Annotated in this window: 9 protein-coding genes; 4 read left to right on the top strand and 5 right to left on the bottom strand. The window is 71.0% G+C overall.

Annotated elements, in window-relative coordinates; genetic code table 11:
- Positions 1–17: 17 nt before the first annotated feature.
- From ACZ4UV_RS03040 to ACZ4UV_RS03030, 3 genes are read right to left on the bottom strand one after another with little or no spacing between them, the layout of a single operon-like run.
- Complete coding sequence (locus tag ACZ4UV_RS03040) at positions 18–3788, bottom strand: pPIWI_RE_Z domain-containing protein (protein ID WP_451016011.1); 3771 nt, start codon at positions 3786–3788, stop codon at positions 18–20.
- Positions 3781–5049, bottom strand: coding sequence for a pPIWI_RE_Y domain-containing protein (locus ACZ4UV_RS03035; RefSeq protein ID WP_451016012.1), 1269 nt, complete (start codon positions 5047–5049; stop codon positions 3781–3783). Before ACZ4UV_RS03035 ends, ACZ4UV_RS03040 begins: the two co-directional genes overlap by 8 nt.
- Positions 5042–6787, bottom strand: a complete 1746-nt coding sequence (locus ACZ4UV_RS03030; protein WP_451016013.1) for a PD-(D/E)XK nuclease family protein — start codon at positions 6785–6787, stop codon at positions 5042–5044. The genes ACZ4UV_RS03035 and ACZ4UV_RS03030 overlap by 8 nt, the downstream gene beginning before the upstream one ends.
- 182 nt (positions 6788–6969) lie before the next feature.
- Here ACZ4UV_RS03030 and ACZ4UV_RS03025 point away from each other — a divergent pair, with 182 nt between their 5' ends.
- Complete coding sequence (locus ACZ4UV_RS03025; protein ID WP_451016014.1) at positions 6970–8451, top strand: serine/threonine-protein kinase; 1482 nt, start codon at positions 6970–6972, stop codon at positions 8449–8451.
- A gap of 171 nt (positions 8452–8622) precedes the next feature.
- Here ACZ4UV_RS03025 and ACZ4UV_RS03020 read toward each other — a convergent pair whose 3' ends face one another.
- Together ACZ4UV_RS03020 and ACZ4UV_RS03015 are read right to left on the bottom strand one after the other, a co-directional pair.
- The gene (locus ACZ4UV_RS03020; RefSeq protein WP_451016015.1) at positions 8623–10674 is read right to left on the bottom strand and encodes an HsdM family class I SAM-dependent methyltransferase; all 2052 of its coding nucleotides are present in this window, start codon (positions 10672–10674) and stop codon (positions 8623–8625) included.
- A gap of 179 nt (positions 10675–10853) precedes the next feature.
- On the bottom strand, positions 10854–11849 hold the full coding sequence (locus tag ACZ4UV_RS03015) for a serine/threonine-protein kinase (protein WP_451016016.1): 996 nt from the start codon (positions 11847–11849) through the stop codon (positions 10854–10856).
- 223 nt (positions 11850–12072) lie between these two features.
- Here ACZ4UV_RS03015 and ACZ4UV_RS03010 point away from each other — a divergent pair, with 223 nt between their 5' ends.
- The 3 genes from ACZ4UV_RS03010 to ACZ4UV_RS03000 all read left to right on the top strand — a co-directional run bounded on the left by ACZ4UV_RS03010 (position 12073) and on the right by ACZ4UV_RS03000 (position 24569).
- Positions 12073–17343, top strand: a complete 5271-nt coding sequence (locus tag ACZ4UV_RS03010; RefSeq protein ID WP_467835581.1) for a DEAD/DEAH box helicase — start codon at positions 12073–12075, stop codon at positions 17341–17343.
- Between the two features lie 123 nt (positions 17344–17466).
- Positions 17467–20418 carry a helicase-related protein gene (locus tag ACZ4UV_RS03005; protein WP_451016018.1) on the top strand — a complete coding sequence of 984 codons (2952 nt, stop codon included), beginning with the start codon at positions 17467–17469 and terminating at the stop codon, positions 20416–20418.
- Complete coding sequence (locus ACZ4UV_RS03000) at positions 20415–24569, top strand: Eco57I restriction-modification methylase domain-containing protein (protein WP_451016019.1); 4155 nt, start codon at positions 20415–20417, stop codon at positions 24567–24569. Before ACZ4UV_RS03005 ends, ACZ4UV_RS03000 begins: the two co-directional genes overlap by 4 nt.
- Positions 24570–24578: the final 9 nt, after the last annotated feature.

Here is a 24578-nt window from a genome sequence, read left to right as displayed (position 1 = left end):
GCGGTGGTTGACGTATTTCAGTCGACCGGTCGCGGGCCGGGTGACATCCCCATGGCGCACAGTGCTTCGTACAGCGGGCGGTAGAGCAGCTTGACGAGTGCGGCGTCGGCGGGATCGGTGCGCGCGCCGTACTCGACGGTGCCGGTGTCCGTGTCGGTGTGCGCGAAGTACGGCGCCAGAACGTCCCGTAGCCTGACCAGCAGCCCGGGGTCGCCTGCGCGGCGTGGACGCCGGTTCTGGCCTGTGAAGGGCGCCTGTGCCGCGGCGAGTCGCGGTGCGAAGGCCGCGTCGACGAACACGACGCGGGCGGGTACGCCACCGCGGACGAGGCGCCCGATGACTTGCCAGATGGTGACGAGCTGGTCCCAGACGAAGGACTTCTTCTCGTCATCGGAGAGCGAGGAGTAGATGTAGGGCCGTGACAGTACGTGCCGCCACACGCCGCGTGCGGTGGTCCTGAAAGCGCTGCCTGCCGCGTTGAGGTCCCCCGCCTGGGTGACCATGTCGCAGAACGTCCCTTCGTCCGGCAGCTTCAGTTGACCGCGTACGAACCGCGTCGCCCAGTCGTTGATGGCGAAGACCGCCAGGGAGAGGTCGTCGGGGCGGGGGTGCGGGCGGACAAGGAAGAACACCGTCCCGAACGCCGCCACCTTCTCCTCGCCGGGCCGTTGGGGGGCGGTGAGGATGTTGTGGCCTCGCTCCACGGCGAGGAGGGGCGCCACGAGCAGTTCGGCGTCCGGGTCGTCGGCGAAGGCCGCGAGGTCCCCACGCCGGACCGCTCCTGCGCCCGATTCCGTGGCCGGCGCCTGGCTTCGTGCCGACGCAGTCCCGTCGACGGCGGCCTCCAGTTCGGCGTCGTCGGCGGCCAGGACGCGTACGCGGCCACGCCAGCGCGGGATCTCGTTCAGGGCGGTGGCGGCCACTTTGGCTTCCGCGTAGCTGCCCACCAGGAGCAGGGCACGTTTGCGGCGCTGGTCGGGGATTCGGGCGAGTTCGCTCTGGAGAGGGGAGGAGTTGCCGTCGCTCCGGGACCGGGCGAGCCGGTCGATCATCAGGCGCAGGACGTCCTCGCGCTGGTCGGGGTCCTGGCCGGAGAGCCGGATCGGCTGTCCTGCGGCGTCGTACAGGAACTCGGTGCGGAACACCGTCTTCCGGATGGCGTCGAGAGCCTTAGGCTGCGGTTTCAGTACGGCGCGGACAGGTGCGAGGACGTGGGCCCGGGTAGAGGTGCCGGCCCAACTGGTGCCGGACATCAACAGCACGTGTGGGCCGGCTTTGCCGAGGCCTGGGTCGGCGCCGAGCTGGGGAAGACCCAGGAGCAGTTCCCGGCCCACGCCCGCGCAACGGAAGAAGCGCAGGGTGCCGGTACGGTGTCCGTCCTTGTTGCGGGCGGCGGCCCGTTCGTCCACCAGGTACTGGAAGCCCAGGACGTTGCCCATGGGCGCTTCGGGCAGTAGTGGCGCGTAGTCGAGGGGCGGGCGGCGGGTCAGCTCGTGGGCCGCGGAGTCCAGCCGTAGCGCTGCCTCCACCTGAGGCCACAGGAACGTCACCCGGTCCAGGCGTTGGTGCAGGGCGGCGAGGACGAGGGTGAACTCCAGCCGCCGTGCGTTGAGTTCACGCCACTCCTCGGTGAGTGGTACGTCCTCGGGGGCAGGCTCCTTGCCTCGCTTGGCAGCGGGCATGGGGCGCTGTTCCGGGCCCGGCGCTCCGACGAGGAAGGAGTCGAGGAGCGCGCGGACTCGGCGTCGTGTCCGCTTCTCGTCGAGGGTGTGCAGGACGTCGTGGGCGAGGGCCGTGAGCTCGTCGGCGGGAGTTCCGTAGGGGCCGCGTCCGCCGAGCGGATCGTCGCGGAACGTGTCGAAGAACCCGGTGATCGCGGTGCGTCGCTGCACCCAGGGAACGTCGGGGACGGGGGAGTCGCCATCGGCCCCGAGCCCTTCCTCGTCCTCGTAGAGTGTGCTCTCGTCCTCGACATCCTCTTCGTTCATGTTGTCCGGCCGCCCGGCGGCCTGGCCTCGCGTCAGCGGGTACCAGGCGTGCAGCAGCTTCTCCTGAAGGGTCCAGGCACTGAAGTAGTCGATCTGCGCCCAGTCCCGCATCGCTCCGTCGTCGATGAGCATGGCGTACAGCCGGTTCGCGGCGGATCCGACGACGTCCAGGGCGGCGGACCACCGTTCCACGTCCTGGTCGGAGAGTTGCAGCCGTCCCTGCCGGGCGAGTTCGGCGATCTCGTGGGTCTGCAGCTGGTCGAGCCAGGAGTCGGAGACACCCTTGGTGACGAGCGTGGCCGACGGGGCGAACATCTGGTCGAGCTGCATCTGTACGCGGTCGGCCTCGTCGACGACGACGATGTCGCTGCGCAGGCAGGCCAGCTCCAGATAGCGCAGGCGCTCGGCGTTTAGCTGACGCGGAACCGCCGTCTGGACGAGACTGGCCGGGTTGGCCACCCAGATCAGCGCGTCCACGAGGTCACGCGCGGCGGAGTGCCGGGGGCAGGCGCTCCACAGCGGGCAGGCGTGCGGGGTGCCCAGGTCCTCCTCGTCGGTGTCGGTGTCGTCCGTGGCGCCCTCCCTGTCGACGGCGCCTCGGGCTCGTTCGAGTTCGCGTACGGCGCGCTCGGCCGCGGGCTCCTCGGTGGTCTCCTGGCGCCGAGCGGGGTGAAGGCCACCGCAGGGCGCGTCGGTGTAGCGCAGGGGCTCGGACGTGTCGAGTGCGCGCAGGGCGTCCAGCGGGCAGGCGGTGCTGAGGTGGGCGAAGACGGGTCCGGTGTGAGCCAGTAGGGAGTGTTCTCCCCGTGCGGCGAGTCTGCGGTGCAGCCGCTGGGTGTGCTGAGGCCGCGTCGTGCCCCCCTGCACCAGGGCGGCGCTAAGGCCGAGCGTGCGGAACAGCTCGGTCAGCGTCAGCTGTTCGGCCACGTCGCCGACGACGAGAGTGATGCGCAGGCCTTTGTGGTACGCCCAGACGCCGAGCAGGGTCATCAAGGTCGACTTGCCGGCGCCGACCATGCCGACGAGGTGGGTGAGCCGGTCGAGCGGCAGCGCGGACGCCGCTTCGAAGACTGTCCCGTCCGGGGTACGGGTGTCGAGGTCGAGCTGGGCGAGACGCTGCTCCCAGTTCCCCGCCTTGAGCCCGCGCCGCTGCTCCTCCGCGTCCATCCACCGTGCGACGTCGGCGAGTTCGTCGAGTGGTACGTCGAGGGGGCCTGCGGTGGCGGGGCGTTCGGCGGTGAGGGGGTGACCGGGGAAGGGGTCCCGCACGAGGTCGGCGGGGACCGTGACGGAAGTGCGCCGGTGGCGGCGGTCCATGAAGCGGTGTTCGCCCGCCTCCGCCGGGGGAAGCACCTTCGTGGCGAAGCCGGGGAGGTTCGCGAGCGCGTCGTCGTAGGTGGTGAAGCGGTCGGCCGCCACTTTGAGGGGGACCCGATGGGCGGGCTCCCCGGCCGCCGGGACGCGGTACGCGCGCAGCCGTTCGGGCAGTTCCAGGTAGGCGTCCAGGCTCTGCTGCCACATCCGGCCGCGGCGCATCGGCCAGAGCAGATGCCGGGCCGCGGCCAGCGCGACCTGTTCGGTGGTGCCGGTGGGGAGCTTCGAGGCCCGCGCGAATGCGAGGCCGTAGCCGCCGAGGAGCGTCCACGCCCCGTCGGCAGCGTGACCGGGCGCCACGGTCTCCATCAGCCGCAGAGCGAGCTCGACCTGGCAGAGCAGAGCGGGCCGGGTCCCGGCGTGTTCTTCGGGCCAAGGCCTCAGTGCGGCGACGACCGGCTGGTACCAGCTGCTGCGGTCACGCATGGTCTGTTCCCTTCTTCCCGGCGCCGTCGGTCGCCGTCGTCTGGTTTCCGGACCGGGACGACGCTGTGCGTGCCCCGCTGTGCTCCCTGGCCGGAGGCACTGTGTGCAGGGGCGCGATGGACGCGTCCGGCCCGCGTTCGCCGGACAGTCGCAGCCGCGCGGTCCGTTTCAGCTGGTCGTCCGTCAGCAGCCGAAGACCGCCCGCCCCCGCGCCCCGCTCCTTGGCGTACATGGCCAGGTAGTCACGGCGGGCGCGCACCCGGAATGCGGGCACCACCCAACAGGCTTCGTCGTACGGGGGCTCGGGGCGGACGGCGGTGGCGGCGCGTCCGAGGAAGGCGGGGTGTGCCCAGTCCTTGACGTCGACGGCCCACACGTGACCGTCGGGGAAGGTGATGCGAAGGTCGTACGCGTCGAAGCCGGGCCACATCTCGACGGTGAGGCCCAGGGCGCGTAGTTCGCCCTCCAGAAAGACCTCGGCGCGTCCGGGCCCGGTGACGAACTGCCGCAGTGGTTTCCGCAGTTGACGCAGCTCGCCCACCTCGGACGTGACGAGTTCCCGGCCGTGCGGTGGGGGGCCTTGGTGCCGGCACTGGTCGCGCTCGCACCACCACTCGGTGTCGGACACCGGATGGAGCAGGGTCAGGCAGCGGTGACAGCACAGGTACGCTCCGTCCCGGCGGAACCCGAGCGGGACGGGGGCATAGATCTCCTCGACGAGGAAGCGCACGGGGTCGAGGAAGAGGTCGGTGCTCACCTCTGCCCAGTCCGCCTCGGTGAGGACGGGCCGATTCACCAGGAGACGACGGAAGGCCGTGTACGACTCGGGTGACGACACGGCCCGGCAGGCGCGCAGGGCCTCGTGGATCACCAGGCGGTCGTACTGCCGTCCGGTGCTGTCGCCATACCCCTGTACGGCGAGCTCGTGGCAGAGCTGGGCGGGCTCTCCGGAATCCTCGTCGATCAGCCGGTCCGCGGTGTCGAACAGGTCCGCGGGCAGCCGGTCGAGGGGCCAGCTGCCCAAGGGGCGGGTGCGGGCCCAGCGCATCATCTCGGGCACCCCGGCCGGGGGCCTGGCGCCGTTGCGCAGGCACTGGAGTACCAGGGCATCCAGGGCCCGCTGCGCGGCGGCCGGGTAGGGCAGAGTGAAGGAGTCAAGGCGGTCGACGGCCGCCAGGTGCAGTACGGCGGTGGCCACGTCCCGCAGGAGGACGACATCGGGGTTGGACAGCCAGTCCGGTACGAGCTGTTGGTCAGGCATGGGGCGTGGCGTCTCCTCGCGGCGAGGTCTGCGTGTCGGGGCTCGGCGGGCGCGGATGGTCGGTGACGTAGGCGGTGCCGGGCCGGCACCAGGTCCGGGCCTGACAGCCGTGGCAGTGGCGTCCGGTCCTCGGTTCGTAGGTGGTGTCGTCCAGGAGTGGCTGGGCGAGTTCGGCGATGACGGCCCGGGCTTCGTCGACGTTCTCGGCGCGGCCTGGGTCGATGGGTTCGAGCCGACTCTCCCCGTGGACTTCACGTAGGTGCTCCAGTTCGACCCAGGAGCGGCGCGGGTCGTCTCCGAGCGCGCCCGCGTGGAACAGCAGGACACCGAGGGCGAGTTGGGGATAGGTGTGGAGCAGGGAATCGCGTTCCCACAGCGGGCGGGCCGACGTCTTGGTCTCGCGCCAGATCCACCGGCCGCGGTGGGTGTACACCAGATCGGGTACGGCGAGGACGACGATGTCGAGTTCGGGCACGTAGGCCGTGACCCGATGCTGTACGAGCACCTGCTCGTCGGCGTCAAGTCCGTTGAGAGGGCACAGGAGCCGGTGTTCCGCGAGCATCCCGGCAGCCTCGCGTGCGGAGGTGTCGTCGAGTCCGGCCCTGGCCCGTACCGCCGTCGGCTCGGGAATCTCGCGGTCCCGGCAGCCGCGTACCGGGCGTTCGGCGTGCTCTGCGTCGAGCCAGGCGTCGACGGCTCTGCCGCGCCGTGCCCCCCGGTCCTCGGTCGAGAGGTCGTTGAGGTGCAGTCGCCGCACCAGGTGATACTGGGCGGGGCACTCGGCGTGCAGCCGCAGGTCCCAGACGGAGACGGAGCGGCGTTCGCGTGCGAGAGCCGGAGGGCGCCCGCCCCACAGCCGCGGGGTGCGTTTCAGATCCGTGCAGCCGGCGACGGCCTTGCAGTCGACACAGCTCTCCCCGGGCTGCACGCCGGGTTCGGTGGCAGCCGTGACGAAGGCGGGCACAGCGTCGTCCCTGAACCGCTGCCTCGCCTCGGCGGGATCTTCGGAGAGCAGCTCTTCCACGGACCCGTCGGCGCACCCGACGTCGAAGACGCGGACCAATCGGGGCAAGCTGGTGCTCTCGGTCGCGGTGGGCGGAGGCTGGGCGCGTTGCTTGCGCCGAGGCGTGGGCGCGCCGAAGGCCATCACCTGCGCCACGGCCCCGAGTTCCGCGTCGGGGCGGCCGGTCTTGGCCCGGCCCATGGAAGGCAGCCACAGGTCGCGCACCCTTCCGTCGGAGGAGGCGTACATGCGGCCCCAGAGGGTGTGCTCGTACTGCCGGGCGCCACGGGCGTCGGGAGCGTCCGTGCGGGGAGTGCGCCACGTCCATGGCTGCTTCACCGGCTTGGTCTCAGGCAGCCCGGCCTCGACGGCGGCTGCCTGTTCGCGGGTACGGGCGGCCACGTAGCGCTCCAGGGCGTGGGCGGTCCAGGCCAGGTGGGCGGGGTGGACCGGGGCGCCCCATCCCCGGAAGGGACCGCGGGTGCCCCGGAGTTCCTCGCGCACCCGCTCCACGGACCACCCGTCGTGTTCCACCAGGTCGAGGGCGGTGAAGAGCGGGCCGAATCCGAACTCCTCGCGGGGTGGCCGCCGGAACGGCACGGCCGGGTCGGCGACGAGCAGTGGCCGCATCGCGGTGCGTCGGTGGGTGGGACAGGCCGCGTCGTCGGGCCGGGCCATCCGGGGGCTCGCCCTGATCAACCAGTCGTGGCCGGCGACGCCGGGTGGGTTCTGCATGGTGACCCCCGTGGCAGGCGGTATGGGCAGGAGGGTGCCCAGAGCAACGGGAGTCCGAGGACGTCCGGGCACCACTAGAGCATGGCATAAATCTGTGAACTGAGTCCATGGACGGCTCATGTCCAGAATCTTTCACGCTACGCTGGTGGGTCTGATGCGCAGCGGTGCGAAGGGGCACAGTGGTGGACGCGGATACGTACAAGCCCGGCGTGGGTGATCTGGTCGACGGGCGCTACGAGTTGAAGGACTCTCTGGGCAAGGGCGGGATGGCCCAGGTCTGGCGGGCCCGAGAGGTGTCCGGGGGGCGGGAGGTGGCGGTGAAGTTCCTGCGCCACGACTCCGAGGCCCTGTACTGCCTCGACCCGTACGAGCGGGATGCCGAACTCGCCGTCAGGAACGCCCGGTTCCGGCGCGAGGCCAACCTCCTGGGCACGCTCGACCATCCGGGAATCACCGAACTGTACGGAAGCGGATCGCATCGGGGCGTCCCCTACATCGCCATGCGCCTGGTGACCGGAGTGAGTCTGCGGACCTTCCTCGACGAGCACAGCCCCCTGCCCCTGGCCACGGCGGTCGCCGTTGCCATCCAGTTGGCAGGGGCGTTGGCCTGCGCACACACGCTCCCGGTCGTACACCGGGACCTCAAGCCCGCGAACATCATGATCGATGAAGAGGGGTGGGTCGTCCTCATCGACTTCGGCATCGCCAAGCCGCTGCATGCCGACGCCACCCGTTACACGGCACACGGTTCGACGCTCGGTACCCGCGGCTATCTGGCGCCGGAGCAGCTCCTGGAGCGCGAGCCCACCACGCGCACGGATGTCTACTGCTTCGGCTGCATCTTCTACGAACTCCTCACCGGGCGGCCCCCGTTCCCGCTCGGCGCGGAGTCCGGCCTGACCGACAAGCACCTCAACGAGGAGCCGCTGCCGCCGAGCACGTACGCCGCGGGCATCCCGGAGCCGATCGACGATCTGGTGCTGCGGATGCTCGCCAAGAAGCCCGAGCAGCGTCCGGCCGTTGACGAGGTACTGGAGGTCCTCGACCCGTTCGCCCCGGGGGTCGGCGATCCCGAGCCCCGGCCCCGCACCCACCCCGACCCCACCGCCCCCCTGCGTCGGCCGCGGGACCGGGCTGTTGGTCCGCGCCCGGTCGCTCTCACGCTGCCTGTCGCGTCCGCACCGGCCGACGAGTGGCTGGACGCCCGCGTGGTGGAACAGCTCTGCGCTCAGGCCGAGTCGGAGATCGCGGCCGGTGAGCCGGGGGACGCGACCGACCGGCTGCACGGTCTGACCGAACGGGTCCGCAAGGAGTGGGGTGAGCGGCGCCCTCTGGTGCGTCGCGTGTGGCAGGGGGCTGCGGACGGATTCCGCCTCTCCGGCAACTTCGGCGCTGCGGCCCGCCTCTACCAGACCGTCGACAACGATCTCATTCACGGGGACGGCCCGGACGAGCGGGCCGATCGCGCGCTGATCCGGCTGCGCACGGCCGAGTGCCGGCTCACGTTCGGGGAACTGGATGCGGCCATCGCGGCGGTTGACACGGCGGGCCGCACCGCCGCCGGACTGCCACCGGAACTCGCGGCTCGTGTCGAGGCCGTACGCCACGCGGTCGACGCCCAGCTCACGGCCCGCCTGGCCGAGCCCAGGCGCAGGGAGGCGTGACTCTGGCTGGTGTGGGCGGGAGGCGATGGGCTAAGGGGCCGTCGCTCTGAGCGGGTCGGGTGAAGTGGGCTACGGTTCCCCGCGCCCCAAAGGGGCGTGGGGAACTGCGCGACCAGCCACAACGGTGCCGCAGACGAACGACGGCACATCCCGGTACTTCAAGCGGAGCGCTCACGCCTGGTTGGCCAGGCGTCCGGCCGCCAGCTCGTCGCCGAGGTCGCGGACGAGGCTCGTGCCGAGGTCGGCGGTGCGGCGCAACAGTCGCTCGAAAGCGGTGAGTTCGCGGAACGCCTCTCCGTAGCGCCGCTGTTCGACGAGGGGAACCTGGCGGATCTGGAGACGGCGGACGTCGATGCGGGAGGAGTTCGTGGTGTGGGTGCCGGCCTGCCGGGCATTGGCGGGAGCTCGCAGTGAACCGGCGAGGAACCAGGCGTCGAGCTGTTCGGGCTGTACTCGCACGGCATGCAGTTGCGGGCCGAGGGCGGTCGGCGGCCCCTCGTGGACCCAGGCGGAGAAGGCACGGGCGACGCCTACCACCACGATGTCCCCGGGTTCGGCGATCACGGCCTCGCTGGCCGCCGCGGTGCCGGGAGCGAGCCAGCTGCGGGGTTCGCCGTCCACCAGAAGATCGGGGACGGTGAGGAGGGGGATGCCGTCGTCGGACGGCGGGCCGGCGTGGATCGATTCCTCCGGCGGCTGCTGGCCGCCGCGCAGGGTGAGCGCTCCGGCCCGGGCGAGCTCGGCGACTGTGGTTGCCGTCGGTGTGTCCGCCTCGGCCGTGGCGAGGTCGAGCGCCGCGAGCAGCCCGGCCGACTTGCTTACGTTCGCGGTGAGCTCGGTGAACTCCCGCCAGGATTCGGCCAGTCGGGGTGCCGTTTCCGCCGGGGACGGGGCAATGTGGCGTCCAGGGGTGAGGTCGACCTCGTCGTTGAGGAGTTCGATGACAGGCACCTGTCGTACGTAGGCAAGGGCCTGTGGGGAGTCCGCCTCTTCGACGGCCTCGCGCACGAAAGCGCTGATCGCCGCCCAGTCGGGGGTCCACTTCTCGTCCGGGTCCCGGGGGAAGCGCGAGGCCGCGTCGGCGACCAGCAGCCGATCGCCCACCGGTGCGCCTTCCCCCTGGGCAGGCATCCGCAGCACCCACAGGTGCAGGGAGACGCTGTGCGGTGCGGCGCAGCCCGGCGGCAACGCGACGACGGCCCGCAGTTGTCCGGTGCGTAGCAGCGAGCCGCGGATGCGGCGGCCGGCCTTCCTGGCCGCGACGGCGGGCGGCAGCAGCAGTACCGCGGCGCCGCCGGGCCGCAGCTGGGCCAGGCAGTGCTGGACCCAGGCGAGTTCGGGCTCGGTGCGCGGGGGAAGGCCGTGGCTCCAGCGGGCATCTGTGGCCAACTCCTCGTATCCCCAGTCCCGTTCGTTGAAGGGCGGGTTGCACAGGACGATGTCGGCGGGGGCATCGGAGAACGGGTGGTCGCGTAGGGAGTCCGCAGCCCGTACGGAGACCTGCGCCCACTCCTTCTCCCCATGTCCCTCGTTCTCGGCGAGGGCCAAGCGGGAGTCCGCCAGCGAGGCGAGGACGGCGTCCCGGTCACTGCCGAGCAGCGTGAGCGCCCCGGCGCCGGACGCCCTCACGGCATCGGCCGCCGCCAGGAGGAGGTGCCCGGGGCCGCAAGCAGGGTCCATGATCGTGGTGCCGCCGGAGCTGCCCGGGCTGTCGCCCGCCACGCCGTTGGCCGCCCTGAGGGCGAGTTGTGCCATGAGGGATGCCAGCGGTTCCGGGGTCGTGGCGATCTGGCGCACATGGACGTCGAGCCAGCGGCGCAGCAGAAACGCGAACGTTTCCGTGCCCCCTTCACGCTGTCCGAGATCCACGGCCCGTTCGATCAGCTCCCGTGTGTCGGCACGGATCTCTTCGCCTTCGTCGCTCACCCGCCCGGAGAGGAGCCGTCCTACCTCGGCGATCGCGGCCCCGGTCTCGTCACGCCCGCCGAGCGCCTCGAAACCGGGCCAGAGCCATTCCCTCTCGGCGGACTTCTTCAACTTCTTGTTGTCGCGCAGCCAGCCCTCGATGTCGGTCAAGGAGAACTGAGGGTTGGTGTCGGTGCCGGCGATCCGCTCCGGGAAGGACGGATGCCGCCGCCGCCAGTTGCTCACCGCGGCTCGTCCCACACCCGCAAGGCGGGCGATTTCGGCCAAGGTCACCGGTACGGCGCGCGACGTGGACATCTACACTCCCAGGGCATTTCTGGTGGAGGGAGGACTTTTCCCTCGGTCATGGGTGTGTGATCAAGCCACCCTTCCTCCGAACTGCACCCGTCAGCGTACATGACCATTGACTTTGTTCACAGATGCGTAATGGCGAGTGTGGGGGTATATGTCGCGTTCCGGTCGGCGAGGCGCGAGGGTCAGTGCGACGGCCGGCTGTGCCGCCCGGACGTCGCCCCCGTCCGCCCCGGTGCCGCCCATGCCCGCACCGGCCGGGCCTCGGGTCCCATCGGGTGGGTGAAGGGCCGTAGCGGGTCGACCTCGGCCCACGGGACGAGTGCCTGTTCGGGGGTGCGGCGCTCGGGCAGCCACACGGCGAGGCGCCGCCACACCTCGCCGGCGTGGGCGGGGCGCTCGTCGGGGTCCTTGGCCAGTAACTGGAGCACCAGGTCCTCCAGTTCGGAGGGGATGCCCGCGCGGAGCCTTCCGGGCGGTACGGGCGGCTGCTCAAGGATCATGCCGGGCAGCATCAGTTCGGACTCGTGCGTGAAGACCGGCTCGCCCGTCAGCATCGCGTACAGCAGACAGCCCAGCGCGTACAGATCGGTGCGGGGGTCGACCGGCTTGCCCCGCACCTGTTCCGGCGCCATGCACTCCAGGCTGCCGGGGCGCTCGCCGGTCGTGGTGAGGCCTGTGGTGTCCGGGTCGAGGAAGGCGGCGACGCCGAAGTCCAGGACCTTAACCACGCCGTCCGTGCGGATCACGACGTTGCTGCCCTTGAGGTCGCGGTGCACAACCTCGCGGGCGTGCACCGAGCCCAGGACGGAGGCGATCTGGACGCCGATCGACGCGGTCTCCTCGATGGAGAGCGGGCCCTCCTCGGCGATCCGGTCGTCGAGCGCGGGGCCGATCACGTACTGCATGACGAGAAAGCGGGTGCCGTTCTCCTCGCCGAGGTCGTAGACGGTGGCGAGGCCCGCGTGGTCGAGTCGCGCGACGGCCTGCGCCTCCCGGCGGAACCTTTCGGCGTCGCGGGCGCGCTGCTCCTCGGTGAGTCCCGGATCGACGTTCATGGTCTTCAACGCCACGTCGCGGCCCAGGTTCTCGTCGTGGGCGAGCCAGACGACTCCCATGCCGCCCCGGCCGATGAGGTGCTTGATCCGGTAGCGACCGGCGATCAGTGTTCCGGTGTCCATTCGCGCTGCGGCCCGTCCCCTCCGTGCCCTGCCGCGCCCTGCCCGGGCTGGTGTCAGGGAGAGTGTGACACGGCGGTGCTTCGAATGCCGCCCGAGCGACGCTTTATTCGTTGACTGAGTTCACATGCTCTTGCTCTAATGGGGTGAAGGCGGGGCGGTTCGTCCCGTGCGCCTCACCCACTACGGTGATGCGTGGATTACGTCGGGAGCTAGTGAGGATCACGTGGACGTCTTCGAGGTGCACCGTCGGCTCATCCGGGACTACAAGGAATACACGTCCGGATCGGTGGTGATCGACGACCCGCGGATCGGCGAGAAGGTGTCCAAGTCCCTTGCCGACGGCGACCAGTGGCCCGACCCCTGGCTCTCGCTCAACCCGAGCTTCGCGAGCGGCGGCACCGTCGACCACCTCGCCGACGACCTCGGCCTCCTCCACCCCGAGTGCAAGCGGATCTTCCGCACCGGCAAGGACAAGCGGGGTGCGACGATCCGTCCCATCCGCTTCCACCGGCACCAGCGTGACGCCATCGAGGCCGCCGACTCGAAGGGCTCGTACGTCCTGACGACCGGCACCGGCTCCGGAAAGAGCCTCGGCTACATCGTGCCCATCGTCAGCCGGATCCTGAGCGAGAAGCGGCCCGGAGACCCCCCGAGCATCAAGGCGATCATCGTCTACCCGATGAACGCGCTGGCCAACAGCCAGCGGGGCGAGCTGAGGAAGTTCCTCACCGCCGGATACGGCGAAGGCGACGAGCCCGTCACGTACGCCCGTTACACCGGCCAGGAGAAGCAGTCCGAGAAGGACGCGGTCCTCGACACCCCTCCGGACATCCTGCTCACCAACTACGTGATGCTGGAGCTGATGCTCACCCGCCCCGAGGAGCGCAAGCGGCTCATCGGCCGGGCCAAGGGCCTGCGCTTCCTCGTCCTGGACGAACTGCACACCTACCGCGGCCGTCAGGGCGCCGACGTCGCCCTGCTGGTCCGGCGTGTGCGCGAGGCGTGCGAGTCGCCCGCCCTGCAGTGCGTCGGCACCTCCGCCACCATGTCCACTAAGGGCACCCCCGCCGCTCGCCGCCGTGAGGTCGCCGAGGTCGCCTCCACGCTGTTCGACACGGAGATCTCCCCGGACCGGGTGGTGGGCGAGACCCTGGTCCGCGCGACCGGCGACACGACCCCCACGCGTGCCGAACTCGCCGCCCGCGTAAGGGAGAACAACCCCCCGCTGGAGTACGACGCACTCAAGGCCGACCCGCTGGCCCGCTGGGTCGAGACCACCTTCGGCCTCACCGAGACCACCGACGAGGACGGCACCCGTCTGCTGGTGCGCGCCAAGCCCACCACCGTGGAACTCGCCGCGCGCGCCCTGCGCGAGGACGCCTTCGACATCCCGCGCGCCGCCCCCGAGGACGAGCCGTACACCGCCTGCGCCAAGGCCATCCGGTCCACGCTCCGGGCCGGCACGCAGGTCCGCGACGCCGACGACCGCGCGCTGTTCGCGTTCCGCCTCCACCAGTTCCTCTCCAAGGGCGGCTCGGCGTACGTCTCCTTGGAGCCGGCGGACAGCCGCCACATCACCCGCACCTACCAGCAGCGGGTGCCCGGAGAGCCGGAGAAGCTCCTGCTGCCGCTGTCCTTCTGCCGCGAGTGCGGCCAGGAGTACCTCACCGTGGCCCGCGAGCAGAGCGACGACGGCACGGTCGCCTTCCGTACCCGTGAGGACGCGGACGACGAGCAGGGCTACCTCTACCTCTCGGCCGCCAACCCGTGGCCCGAGCGTGTCACGGACGCGATCGACCAGCGCCGCTTCCCCGACAGCTGGCTCACCCTCGACCCGAAGAAGGGCACGCCCGTCCTCACCGCGAGCCGCAAGAAGCGCGCCCCGCAGCCCGTGTGGGTGAGGCCCGACGGCACGGCGGTGAACAAGGACGGGGACGGCCTGTACGCCGCCTACGTGCCCGCCCCGTTCCTGTTCTGCCTGGAGTGCGGGGTCAGCTACGAGGAAGTGCGGGAGCGGGATTTCGCCAAGCTGATGACGCTCGACCAGGAGGGCCGGTCCACGGCCACGTCTGTCGTCAGCGCTTCCATCGTGCGCCACCTGAAGAGTCTGCCAGAGAAGGAACTCGGCAAGGACGCACGCAAGTTGCTCACCTTCGTCGACAACCGGCAGGACGCCAGCCTGCAGTCCGGGCACTTCAACGACTTCGTGATGGTCACCCAGCTGCGGGGTGCGCTGTACCGCGCGATGCTGAAGGCGGGGGAGAAGGGGCTGCGCTGGAAGCGGCTGGGCGAGGAGGTCGTCGAGGCCATGGGGCTGGCCCCGCACGAGTACGCCAACAACCCCACCGAAGTGGAGGCGCTCGCCGAGGAGACGCAGGATGCGCTGGCCCAGGTGGCCGAGTACCGGCTCTTCCTGGACCTGGAGCGCGGCTGGCGGGTCACCATGCCCAACCTGGAGCAGACCGGTCTGCTCGGCCTGGAGTACGCGGGGCTTGACCAGATCGCCGAGGACGAGGAGCGCTGGCAGCGGGCGGCGGGACCGCTGCGCACCGCCTCTCCCGCCACCCGGCTCGATCTCGCCCGGGTCCTCATGGACGAGCTGCGCCGCCAGCGGGCCGTGGACACCCCGTACTTCACCGAGGCGAAGTTCAACGAGCTGCGCAAGGAGTCGGCGAAGCTCAACGACGCCTGGGGGATCGCCGACACCGAGGCGGCGCCCCCCACACCGACCGTCGCCCTTCCGCGCGCGGGGCGGCCCGGCCGCAGCCGCAGCGAGAAGAACCTCACCGGCCGCGGCGCTTTCGGCCGCCACGTCCGCAAGCCGGAGACCTTCCCGGACTGGAGCCACGACCTCTCCCTCGACGACGCCCAGAAGGTGATCAGCGACCTGCTGGAGGTTCTCGCCGACGGCGGTGTCCTGAGCCGGATCACCCAGGGACGGGGCGAGGACCCCGGCTACCAGATCCACCACCCGGTGATCCGCTGGCACGCCCGCGACGACGAGCACGGTGCGGTGGACCGGCTGCGCCGCACCTACCGCACCGGCCGGGGCCCCCGCGTCAACGCCTTCTTCAAGGGTCTCTACAAGGAGGTCGCGTCCACCTTTGCCGGACTGCACGCCGCAGAGCACACCGCGCAGGTCCACCCGGACGTCCGCGAGGAGCGGGAGAAGCTGTTCAGCAAGGGGCTGCCGCTGCCCCTGCTGTACTGCTCGCCCACGATGGAGCTCGGCGTCGACATCGCCAGCCTCAACGCCGTCAACCTCCGCAACGTCCCGCCGACCCCCGCGAACTATGCCCAGCGCTCGGGCCGCGCGGGCCGTTCGGGCCAGCCCGCGCTGGTCACCACGTACTGCGCGACCGGCAACAGCCATGACCAGTACTACTTCACCCGCTCCGACCAGATGGTCGCGGGCACCGTCGCCGCGCCCCGCCTCGACCTGGCCAACGAGGACCTGCTCGCCTCGCACGTGCACGCCATCTGGCTCGCCGAGACCCGCCTGGAACTCGGCCGCACCATGACCAAGATCCTCGACACCGACGGCAAGACCCCCTCGCTTGAGCTGCTGCCCGAGGTGCGGGAGCAGATCGGCGGGCCGGCCGCCCAGCAGCGCGCCCTCGTCCGGGCCCGCACCGTTCTCGCGGGCTGCGTCGACGCCCTGCGCGAGACGTCCTGGTGGCACGAGCAGTGGCTGGAGGACACCGTCGCCAAGGCCCCCGGGCGCTTCGACGAGAAGTGCGGGCGCTGGCGGAACCTCTACCAGAAGGCTCTGGAGGAGCGGGAGATCCAGCACGACAACATCCGCAACCGCACGGCGACCGGCCGCTCCCAGGCCCAGGCCGTCCGCCGCCGCGCCCAGGCGGAGAACCAGATCGCCCTCCTGGAGAACAGGCAGGGCGGCGAGCGCACGGTGCTGTCCGACTTCTATCCGTACCGCTACTTCGCCTCCGAGGGCTTCCTGCCCGGCTACTCGTTCCCTCGGCTGCCGCTCGCCGCGTACATCCCTGGCACCGGCCGCACCAGCCGCGGCTACGACGGCGACTACCTCCAGCGGTCCCGCTTCATCGCGATCCGCGAGTTCGGGCCGGGCGCGCTGATCTACCACGAGGGCAGCCGGTTCAAGGTGGACCGCGTGCAGCTGCCGCCGGACACCAGCGGCGAACTGACCACCGAGAGCGCCAAGGTGTGCCAGGGCTGCGGCTATCTGTCCCCCGAGGAGCGGCGCGAGGACACCTGCCTGGGCTGCGGCAGCTCGTACGGCGACCCCCGCACCGGGCTGCTGCACCTGCACACCGTCTTCACCCACCGCCGCGACCGGATCTCCTCCGACGAGGAGGAGCGCCAGCGCACGGGCTACGCGGTGGAGATCTCCTACCGTTTCAAGCAGCACGAGGACGGCCGGGACGGTTCGCTGCGCGCCGAGGCGAAGGCCGCGGCCGGCCGCCTCCTCGCCGAACTGGTCTACGGCGACAGCGCCACCGTCCGGCTCACCAACCTGGGCTACCGCCGCTCGGTCGCCAAGGGCGACATCGGCTTCTGGCTCGACCCGGTCACCGGCCAGTGGCTGGCCGGCTCCACCGGCAGGCCGAGCACGAGCGCGCCCGGCCGGGAGACCCCGGTGGAGGACGAGGGCCTCGCCGACGCGGAGAAGGTCGTGCGCAAGATCCCCGTCATCCCGTACGTCCAGGACACCCGCAACATCCTCGTCCTCAAGCTCGCGGCCCCCGTCGACAAGGACACCGCGATCACCCTCCAGTACGCGCTGGAGCGGGGCATTGAGGCCGAGTTCCAGCTGGAGGACTCCGAGCTGGACACCGAGGAGCTGCCGCCGCACGACGGTCCCCGCGAGCGGCTGCTGTTCATCGAGAGCGCCGAGGGCGGCGCGGGCGTCCTGCGCCGCCTCCAGGCCGAGCCCGACGCGCTCGCCCGCGCCGCCCGCCGGGCCCTGGAGATCGCGCACTTCGACCAGGTCGGGCGCGACCGGGGAGCCGAGAAGCGCAATGGCGACCCGTGCGAGAAGGGCTGCTACGACTGCCTGCTCTCCTTCGGCAACCAGCGCCACCACCGGATGATCGACCGCCACCTGGTGAAGCAGCTGCTGATGGACTTCGCGGGCGGCGAGGTCGGCTCCAGCCACGCGGGCCGCACCCGCGACGAGCAGGCCGCCGCGCTCATCGAGGGCGCCGACTCCTCCCTGGAGGAGCGGTTCGTCGCCTACCTCAGGACCCACGGCCACCGCCTGCCCGACCACCAGCAGGTGAAGCTGAGCGCGGCCCTGTCCAAGCCGGACTTCGTCTACGACACCTCCTTCGGCCCCGTCGCGGTCTTCGTCGACGGCCCGCACCACGACCACGCCGAGACGACGCTGCGCGACGAGGAGGCCGCCGAGCGGCTGAAGGAGATCGGCTGGGAAGTCATCCGCATCCGCTACGACGACGACTGGTCGAAGGCCGTCGCCGACTACCCTTCTGTGTTCGGCGAAGCGCGCCGCTGACCTCGGGGACGGGGCGGACCCCATCGGCCCGCTCCGTCTCACGGCCCGCCGACCAGCCGTCCGGCCACCGCCCCGGCTGACCCGCTCGAACGACCCCTACCGCCCCGACCCCGGAAGGCCCGCATGACCACCGCCGCCCAGCCGACCCGGCAGTACGCCGTCGGCTCCCTCGTCCACGCCCGGGGCCGCGAGTGGGTCGTGCTGCCCGACTCCACCCCCGACCTGCTCGTCCTGCGCCCACTCGGCGGGGCCGACGACGACATCGCGGGCGTCCTGCCCGGCCTGGAGACCGTCGTCCCCGCCACCTTCGCCCCGCCCACCCCCTCCGACCTCGGCGACCAGCAGGCCGCCGGGCTGCTGCGCACCGCCCTGCGCATCGGCTTCCGTTCCGGCGCGGGCCCCTTCCGGTCGCTCGCCTCGATCGCCGTCGACCCTCGCCCCTACCAGCTGGTCCCGCTGCTGATGGCGCTGCGCCAGGACACCGTCCGGCTGCTGATCGCCGACGACGTCGGCATCGGCAAGACGGTGGAGGCCGGGCTGATCGCCGCGGAGCTGCTGGCGCAGGGCGATGCCCGAGGCCTGGTCGTGCTGTGCTCGCCCGCCCTGGCCGAGCAGTGGCGGGCTGAGCTGTACGGGAAGTTCGGCGTCGACGCCCGTCCGGTGCTGCCGTCCACGATCGGACGTCTGGAGCGCGAGACCCCGTACGGCCAGTCGGTGTTCCGCCCCGACGGCGCTTACGTCGTCTCCACCGACTTCATCAAGTCCCCCCGTCACCGGGAGGACTTCCTGCGTAACTGCCCCGACCTGGTGATCGTCGACGAGGCGCACTCCTGCGTCTCCGACTCCACCGTCGGCGCGTCCGCCCGCTCCTCCCAGCAGCGGTACGCGCTGCTGCGCGCCCTCGCCGACCGGACCGACCGCCACCTCCTGCTGGTCACGGCCACCCCGCACAGCGGCAAGGAGGAGCCGTTCCGCCGCCTGATCGGCCTGCTCGACGACCGCCTGGCCGCCGTCCCCCTCGACACCGACGCGGGCCGCAGGCTGCTCGCCGAGTTCTTCGTGCAGCGCCGCCGCGCCGACATCCGCGAGGACTTCCAGGACGGCGCCCACTTCCCGTCCTCCCGGGACACCGCCGAGACTCCCTACACCCTGCACCGCGACTACAAGAAGCTCCTCGACGAGGTCCTGTCGTACGCCCGCGAGACCGTACGCGCGGCGGACGGCGCCCTCCAGCAGCGTCAGCGCTGGTGGTCCACCCTCGCCCTGCTGCGCACCCTGTCCTCCTCCCCGGCCGCCGCCGTGCAGTCCCTGAACACGCGCGCCGGAGTCGAGGAGGCGGACACCCCCGCCGAGGCGGACCGCACAGGGGAGCGCACCGTCTCCGACCCGGCCGACAGCGAGACACCCGAGTCCGCGGACGCGGTACCGGGCACCCGACTGCCCGCGGACACCGGCGCCGAGGACGGCGCTGAGGTCGACGACGAGGAGAAGGCCCGCCTGGTCGCGATGGCCGAGTCGGCGAAGAAGCTGTACGGCCCGACCCGCGACGCCAAGCTGAAGAAGCTGATCAGCACTGTCTCCGACCTCCTCGACGAGGGATACCGGCCCATCGTCTTCTGCCGCTACATCGCGACCGCCGACTACGTGGCCGACCACCTCAAGAAGGTCCTCAACAAGAAGGGCGCCGAACACCCGGTCGCGGTCGCCTCCGTCACCGGCGAACTCTCGCCCGACCAGCGGGTCACCCGCATCGCCGAGCTGACCGGCACCGACGAGGAGGGCAACCCCGCGCCGGAGCGCCGCGTGCTGGTCGCCACCGACTGCCTGTCCGAGGGCGTCAACCTCCAGGAGTCCTTCGACGCCGTCGTCCACTACGACCTCGCGTGGAACCCGACCCGCCACGAACAGCGCGAGGGCCGCGTGGACCGCTTCGGCCAGCGCACCGACGTCGTCAAGGCGCTCACTCTCTACGGCGCCGACAACCCCGTCGACGGCATCGTCCTCAACGTCCTGCTCCGCAAGCACGAGCGGATCCGCCGCGTCACCGGCATCTCCGTGCCCGTGCCGCAGGAGTCCGAGAGCGCCATGCAGGCCGTGTTCGAGGGCCTGATCCTGCGCGGCGAGCGGTCGGCCTACGAGCAGGAGGGACTGTTCGCGCAGGAGGAGGTGGCCGAGCAGCTGGAGATCGCCTGGCAGTCCTCCGCCGAGCGGGAGAAGCGCTACCGCTCCCGGTACGCCCAGCTCACCATCAAGAAGGACGAAGTGGCGGCCGAGGTCGACGAGGTCCGCGCCGCGCTCGGCACCGGCGAGGAGGTACGGGACTTCACACGCCGCGCCCTGGGCGCCCTGCGCGGCATGCCCGCCCCCACGAAGCAGGGCGGCTTCACCGCGCACACCGACGCCCTCCCGCAGGGCCTGCGCGACACCGTCTCGCACGCGCTCGGCCCCCGCCACCCCCGCCCGGTCGTCTTCCACGACGCCCCCAGCGCCCCGCGCGGCGAGGCCGCCCTCACCCGCACGGACCCGGTGGTCGCCGCCGTCGCCCGCTTCGTCCTCGACGCGGCCCTCGACGACGCCGGCAAGGTCCCCCAGTGGCAGCGCCCGGCCCGCCGCTGCGGAGTCATCCGTACGAAGGCCGTGGAGCGGAACACCACGCTCCTGCTGGTGCGCCACCGCTTCCAGCTGAACCTGCCCGCCCGCGACGGCTCGGTGCGAGAGCAGCTCGCCGAGGACGCCCGAGTGGTCGCCTACCGCGGCAGGCCCGACGCGCCCGAGTGGCTCCCGGAGGACGAGGCCGTGGCCCTCCTCGAAGCCCGCGCCACGCAGAACACCGACCCGAAGTTCGCCACCGAGCACATCGCCGAGATCCTGGCCGCCCTGCCCGCGATCATGCCCGAACTACGAGACCGGTCGGCCGAGTTGGGCCGCACCCTGGAGGCCTCGCACCGCAGGGTCCGCACCGCCTCCCGCGCCCGTCTCGCGGGCTTGAAGGTCGTCCCGCAGGGCGACCCGGACATCCTGGGCGTCTACCACTACCGCCCGGCCCCGACGTTCTCCCAGGGAGTGGGCGCATGAGCACCGCCAGGACCCTCGTCACCGACTCCGTCGCCACCGTCGGCGGCCTCCTGCCGTATGACCTCCTGGTCCGCATCAAGGAGGGCAAGGAGCAGACCGGCTCCAAGCCCGCCGACTACCGCCTCTACGCCAAGGGCGACTCGGTACGGGGCGCAGCCGAGCGCTCCTGGGGCTACCTGCGCGGCGTGTGGGCCGCCTACCAGGACGCCCTGGCCCGCGACGGCGCCGACGCCGACCCCGGCGTGCACGCGGTCGGCGTCACCACCGAACGCTGGCTGCTGCCCCTCTTCGAGCAGCTCGGCTTCGGCGCCCTCACCCCCGTCCCCGCGCCCGGCCTGCCCTCCCACGACGGCGAGAAGGACTTCGAGGTCAGCCACCACTGGGCGCACGTCCCCGTCCATCTCACCGGCTGGAACGTCCCCCTCGACACGCGCACCACCGAACTGGCCAAGCAGGCCCCCCAGTCGATGGTGCAGGAGTACCTCAACCGCTCGGTGGACTCCACCCTCTGGGGCGTCCTCTCCAACGGCCGTCAGCTGCGCCTGCTGCGCGAGTCCGCCTCCCTCACCGGCGCCGCGTTCATCGAGTTCGACCTCCAGGCGATCTTCGACGGCGACCGCTCCGACGACTTCGTCCTCCTCTGGCGCCTGCTGCACCGCACCCGCTTCGAGCCCCGCGCCGAGGGCGAGCCGGCCGCGACCTGCCTACTGGAGAAGTGGCGCACCGAGGCCATCGACAGCGGCACCCGCGCCCTGAAGGAACTCCGCAAGGGCGTAGAAAAGGCCCTGACCGTGATCGGCACGGGCCTGATCGCCCACCCCGACAACGCGGACCTACGAGAGGCTCTGCTCCGCACCCGCGACAAGAACGTCCGCGACGACCTCCACCCCGCCCTGCTGCGCCTCGCCTACCGCCTGCTGTTCCTCTTCGTCACCGAGGACCGAAACCTGCTCCTGCACCCCGACGCCACCGAGCAGGCCCGCGAGACGTACGAGAAGTACTTCTCCACTGCCCGCCTGCGCCGCGTCGCCCGCCGCACCGGCACCCTGCACGGCGACCAGTGGCAGGCGTTGCAGCTGGTCATCACGGGCCTCGGCACCCCGGGCGGCCGTCCCGAGCTCGGACTCCCGGCGCTGGGCGGCCTGTTCGAGCCCACCGCCACGGACGCGATCCTGGACGGCCTCAGCCTGTCCAACCAGGCCCTCTACGAGGCCGTACGCGCCTTGTCCGAGGTGTACGACGCCAAGCTGGGCCGCCCCCGCAAGGTCGACTACCGCCACCTCGGCGCCGACGAGCTCGGCTCCGTCTACGAGTCACTGCTCGAACTGGAGCCGCGCCTCGGCGAGGGCAACGAGTACGTCCTGGCCAAGCTGGACGGCAACGACCGCAAGACCTCCGGCTCCTACTACACCCCGTCCCCCCTCATCGACTGCCTTCTCGACTCCGCGCTCGACCCGGTCATCGACCAGGCCGTCAAGTCCGGTACGACGAAGAAGGAGCGCGAGGACGCACTGCTCGCACTGACGGTGTGCGACCCCGCCTGCGGCTCCGGCCACTTCCTGGTCGCCGCCGCCCGCCGTATCGCCCGCCGCCTCGCCGAGATCCGCACGGACGACCCCGAGCCGAGCGCCGAGGACGTACGGCACGCCCTGCGGGACGTCATCGCGCGGTGCGTGTACGGCGTCGACCTCAACGAGATGGCCGTGGAGCTGGCCAAGGTGTCGTTGTGGATCGAGGCGATGAGGCCGGGCCGGCCGCTTACCTTCCTCGACGCCCACATCAAACATGGCAACGGGCTGCTGGGCACGACGCCGAAGCTGCTGGCCGGGGGCCTGCCCGACGACGCGTTCAAGCCGCTGGAGGGCGACGAGTCGAAGCACGTCACCGACCTGAAGAAGCGCAACGCGGCGGAGCGGACCGCGTGGAAGATCGCGCTGCGCCACGGGGCGAACCAGGACGCCCTGTTCGCGGAGGAGGAGGTGCTGGCCGAGTCCAACGCGGGGTTCGGCGAGAAGGTCTCGGCGATCACGGAGACGGACTCGCAGGAACTGGAGGACGTCCGGAACCAGGCCAAGGCGTACCGCGAGCTGACCACGTCCCCGGACTACATCCGGGCACTGGAGCTGGCCGACGCGTGGTGCGCGGCGTTCGTCTGGAAGAAGACGAAGACGGCGACGCCGCCCGCGCTGACGACGAAGTCGCTGCTCACGCTGCACTCCGAGGACGGCGGCGCGAGCCTGCCGCGCGGCACGGTGGAGGAGGTCGTGCGGCTGCGGGAGGAGTACCGGTTCTTCCACTGGCATCTGGAGTTCCCGGAGGTGTTCCGGGTTCCGGCGAATGCGAAGGCACCGGGGGTGGACGAGCGGACCGGGTGGAAGGGCGGGTTCAGCTGTGTGCTGGGGAATCCGCCGTGGGAGCGGGTCAAGCTCCAGGAACAGGAGTTCTTCGCCACCCGTGACGAGGAGATCGCCAACGCCGCGAACAAGGCGGCCCGCGAGCGCATGATCGACGCGCTGGCCGAGAGCGAGGAGGAGACGGACCGGACGCTGCACACCGAGTTCATCACCGCCCGTCGCTTCTCCGAGGGTGTCAGCCATCTGCTGCGCGACTCGGGCCGCTTCCCGCGGGCCGGACGCGGCGACGTCAACACGTACGCCGTCTTCGCCGAGGCCGCTTCCCTGGGCATCGCGCCGACCGGGCGCATGGGCCTGGTCCTGCCGACCGGCATCGCCACTGACGCGACGACGGCGCCGTTCTTCTCGGACCTGGTGCGTACGGCCCGTCTCGCGTCGTTCCTGGACTTCGAGAACGAGGCGTTCATCCTCAGCCGGGACGTGCATCACTCGGTGCGCTTCTCCCTGCTCACGGCCACCGGCGTCGGCGCGCGAGTCGACGAGGCGTCCTTCGCCTTCGGCACCCGATACATGGAGGACCTGGACAGCCGGCGGTTCGCCATGCCCCCGGAGGAGATCCTGCTGGTCAACCCCAACACGGGTACGCTTCCGGTGTTCCGCACCCGGCGCGATGCGGAGATCACCCTGGGGATCTACCGCCGGGTCCCGGTGCTGATGAAGGAGCCGGACGAGAACGGCTGGGGCGGGACCAACCCGTGGGGTCTCACGTTCATGCGCATGTTCGACATGTCCAACGACTCTCACCTGTTCAAGGGCAAGCAGGAACTGGCGGACCAGGGCTGGCAGTTGACCGGCAACGTCTTCTCGCGCGTCGATGACGAGGGGAAGACGCGCCGCTATCTCCCGCTGTACGAGGCGAAGATGCTCCACCACTTCGACCACCGCCTCGGCACGTACGAGGGCCAGACCCAGGCCCAGGCCAATGTCGGCACCCTCCCGCGCGTGACGCCGGAACAGCACGACGACCCCGACTTCGCGCCGCTGCCCCGGTACTGGGTGCCGGAGTTCGACGTGGACTCGGGCAAGCGGGACAAGAAGCTGAACCCGATCATGTGGCCCGGGACCAAGACGCGGCTGGCGGACCGGGAGTGGTGGAACGGGTGGCTGATGGGATGGCGGAACATCGCCCGGTCCACGGACTCGCGAACGATGGTGGCCACTGTGCTTCCCCCATTCGGGGTCGGCCATAGCAACCCGCTGATGTTTCCCCGGGATGCGGAATCTGCGGCTCTGCTCCAGGGATGCCTTTCCTCGTTCGCTTTCGACTACGTCATTCGGCAGAAGATCGCGGGCACGAACCTGACGTTCGGATATCTCTACCAGCTCCCAGTTCCGCGGCTCGCAGACTTCCAGGCGACCCTCGGAGGGACACGTTGGTTCATTGATCGCGTTGCAGAACTGGCCTACACCAGCACTGACATGGGGGGCTTTGCAAAGGACCTCGGCTACTCGGGAGCGCCCTTCAGATGGGATGAAGAACGCCGTGACCTGCTGCGCGCGGAGTTGGATGCTGCGTTCTTCCAGCTCTACGGCGTCGCCCGTACTGACGTGGAGTACGTGATGGACACGTTCTCCAGGATCAAGAGTGATGACGAGGCCGCCCACGGTGGCGCCTACCGCACCAAAGACCTCATCCTCGACATCTACGACCGTATGGAAGAGGCCCGCGTGACCGGCGACGAGTACCGAACCGTGCTGGACCCGCCGCCGGGGAAGGGGCCGCGTCACGCGGCCTGAGTGCCGCAG

It is taken from the genome of Streptomyces sp. NPDC028289 (assembly GCF_055565975.1).
Note: the sequence above shows the minus strand (reverse complement) of the source record. Positions and strands in the feature narration are given on the sequence as shown.

Bases quoted from the DNA above. Each gene is read 5' to 3' on its own strand.
- ACZ4UV_RS03035 (WP_451016012.1), bottom strand. From the start codon at position 5,049: ATGCCTGACCAACAGCTCGTACCGGACTGGCTGTCCAACCCCGATGTC.
- ACZ4UV_RS03020 (WP_451016015.1), bottom strand. From the start codon at position 10,674: ATGTCCACGTCGCGCGCCGTACCGGTGACCTTGGCCGAAATCGCCCGC.
- ACZ4UV_RS03015 (WP_451016016.1), bottom strand. From the start codon at position 11,849: ATGGACACCGGAACACTGATCGCCGGTCGCTACCGGATCAAGCACCTC.
- ACZ4UV_RS03005 (WP_451016018.1), top strand. From the start codon at position 17,467: ATGACCACCGCCGCCCAGCCGACCCGGCAGTACGCCGTCGGCTCCCTC.
- ACZ4UV_RS03040 (WP_451016011.1), bottom strand. From the start codon at position 3,788: ATGCGTGACCGCAGCAGCTGGTACCAGCCGGTCGTCGCCGCACTGAGG.
- ACZ4UV_RS03000 (WP_451016019.1), top strand. From the start codon at position 20,415: ATGAGCACCGCCAGGACCCTCGTCACCGACTCCGTCGCCACCGTCGGC.
- ACZ4UV_RS03030 (WP_451016013.1), bottom strand. From the start codon at position 6,787: ATGCAGAACCCACCCGGCGTCGCCGGCCACGACTGGTTGATCAGGGCG.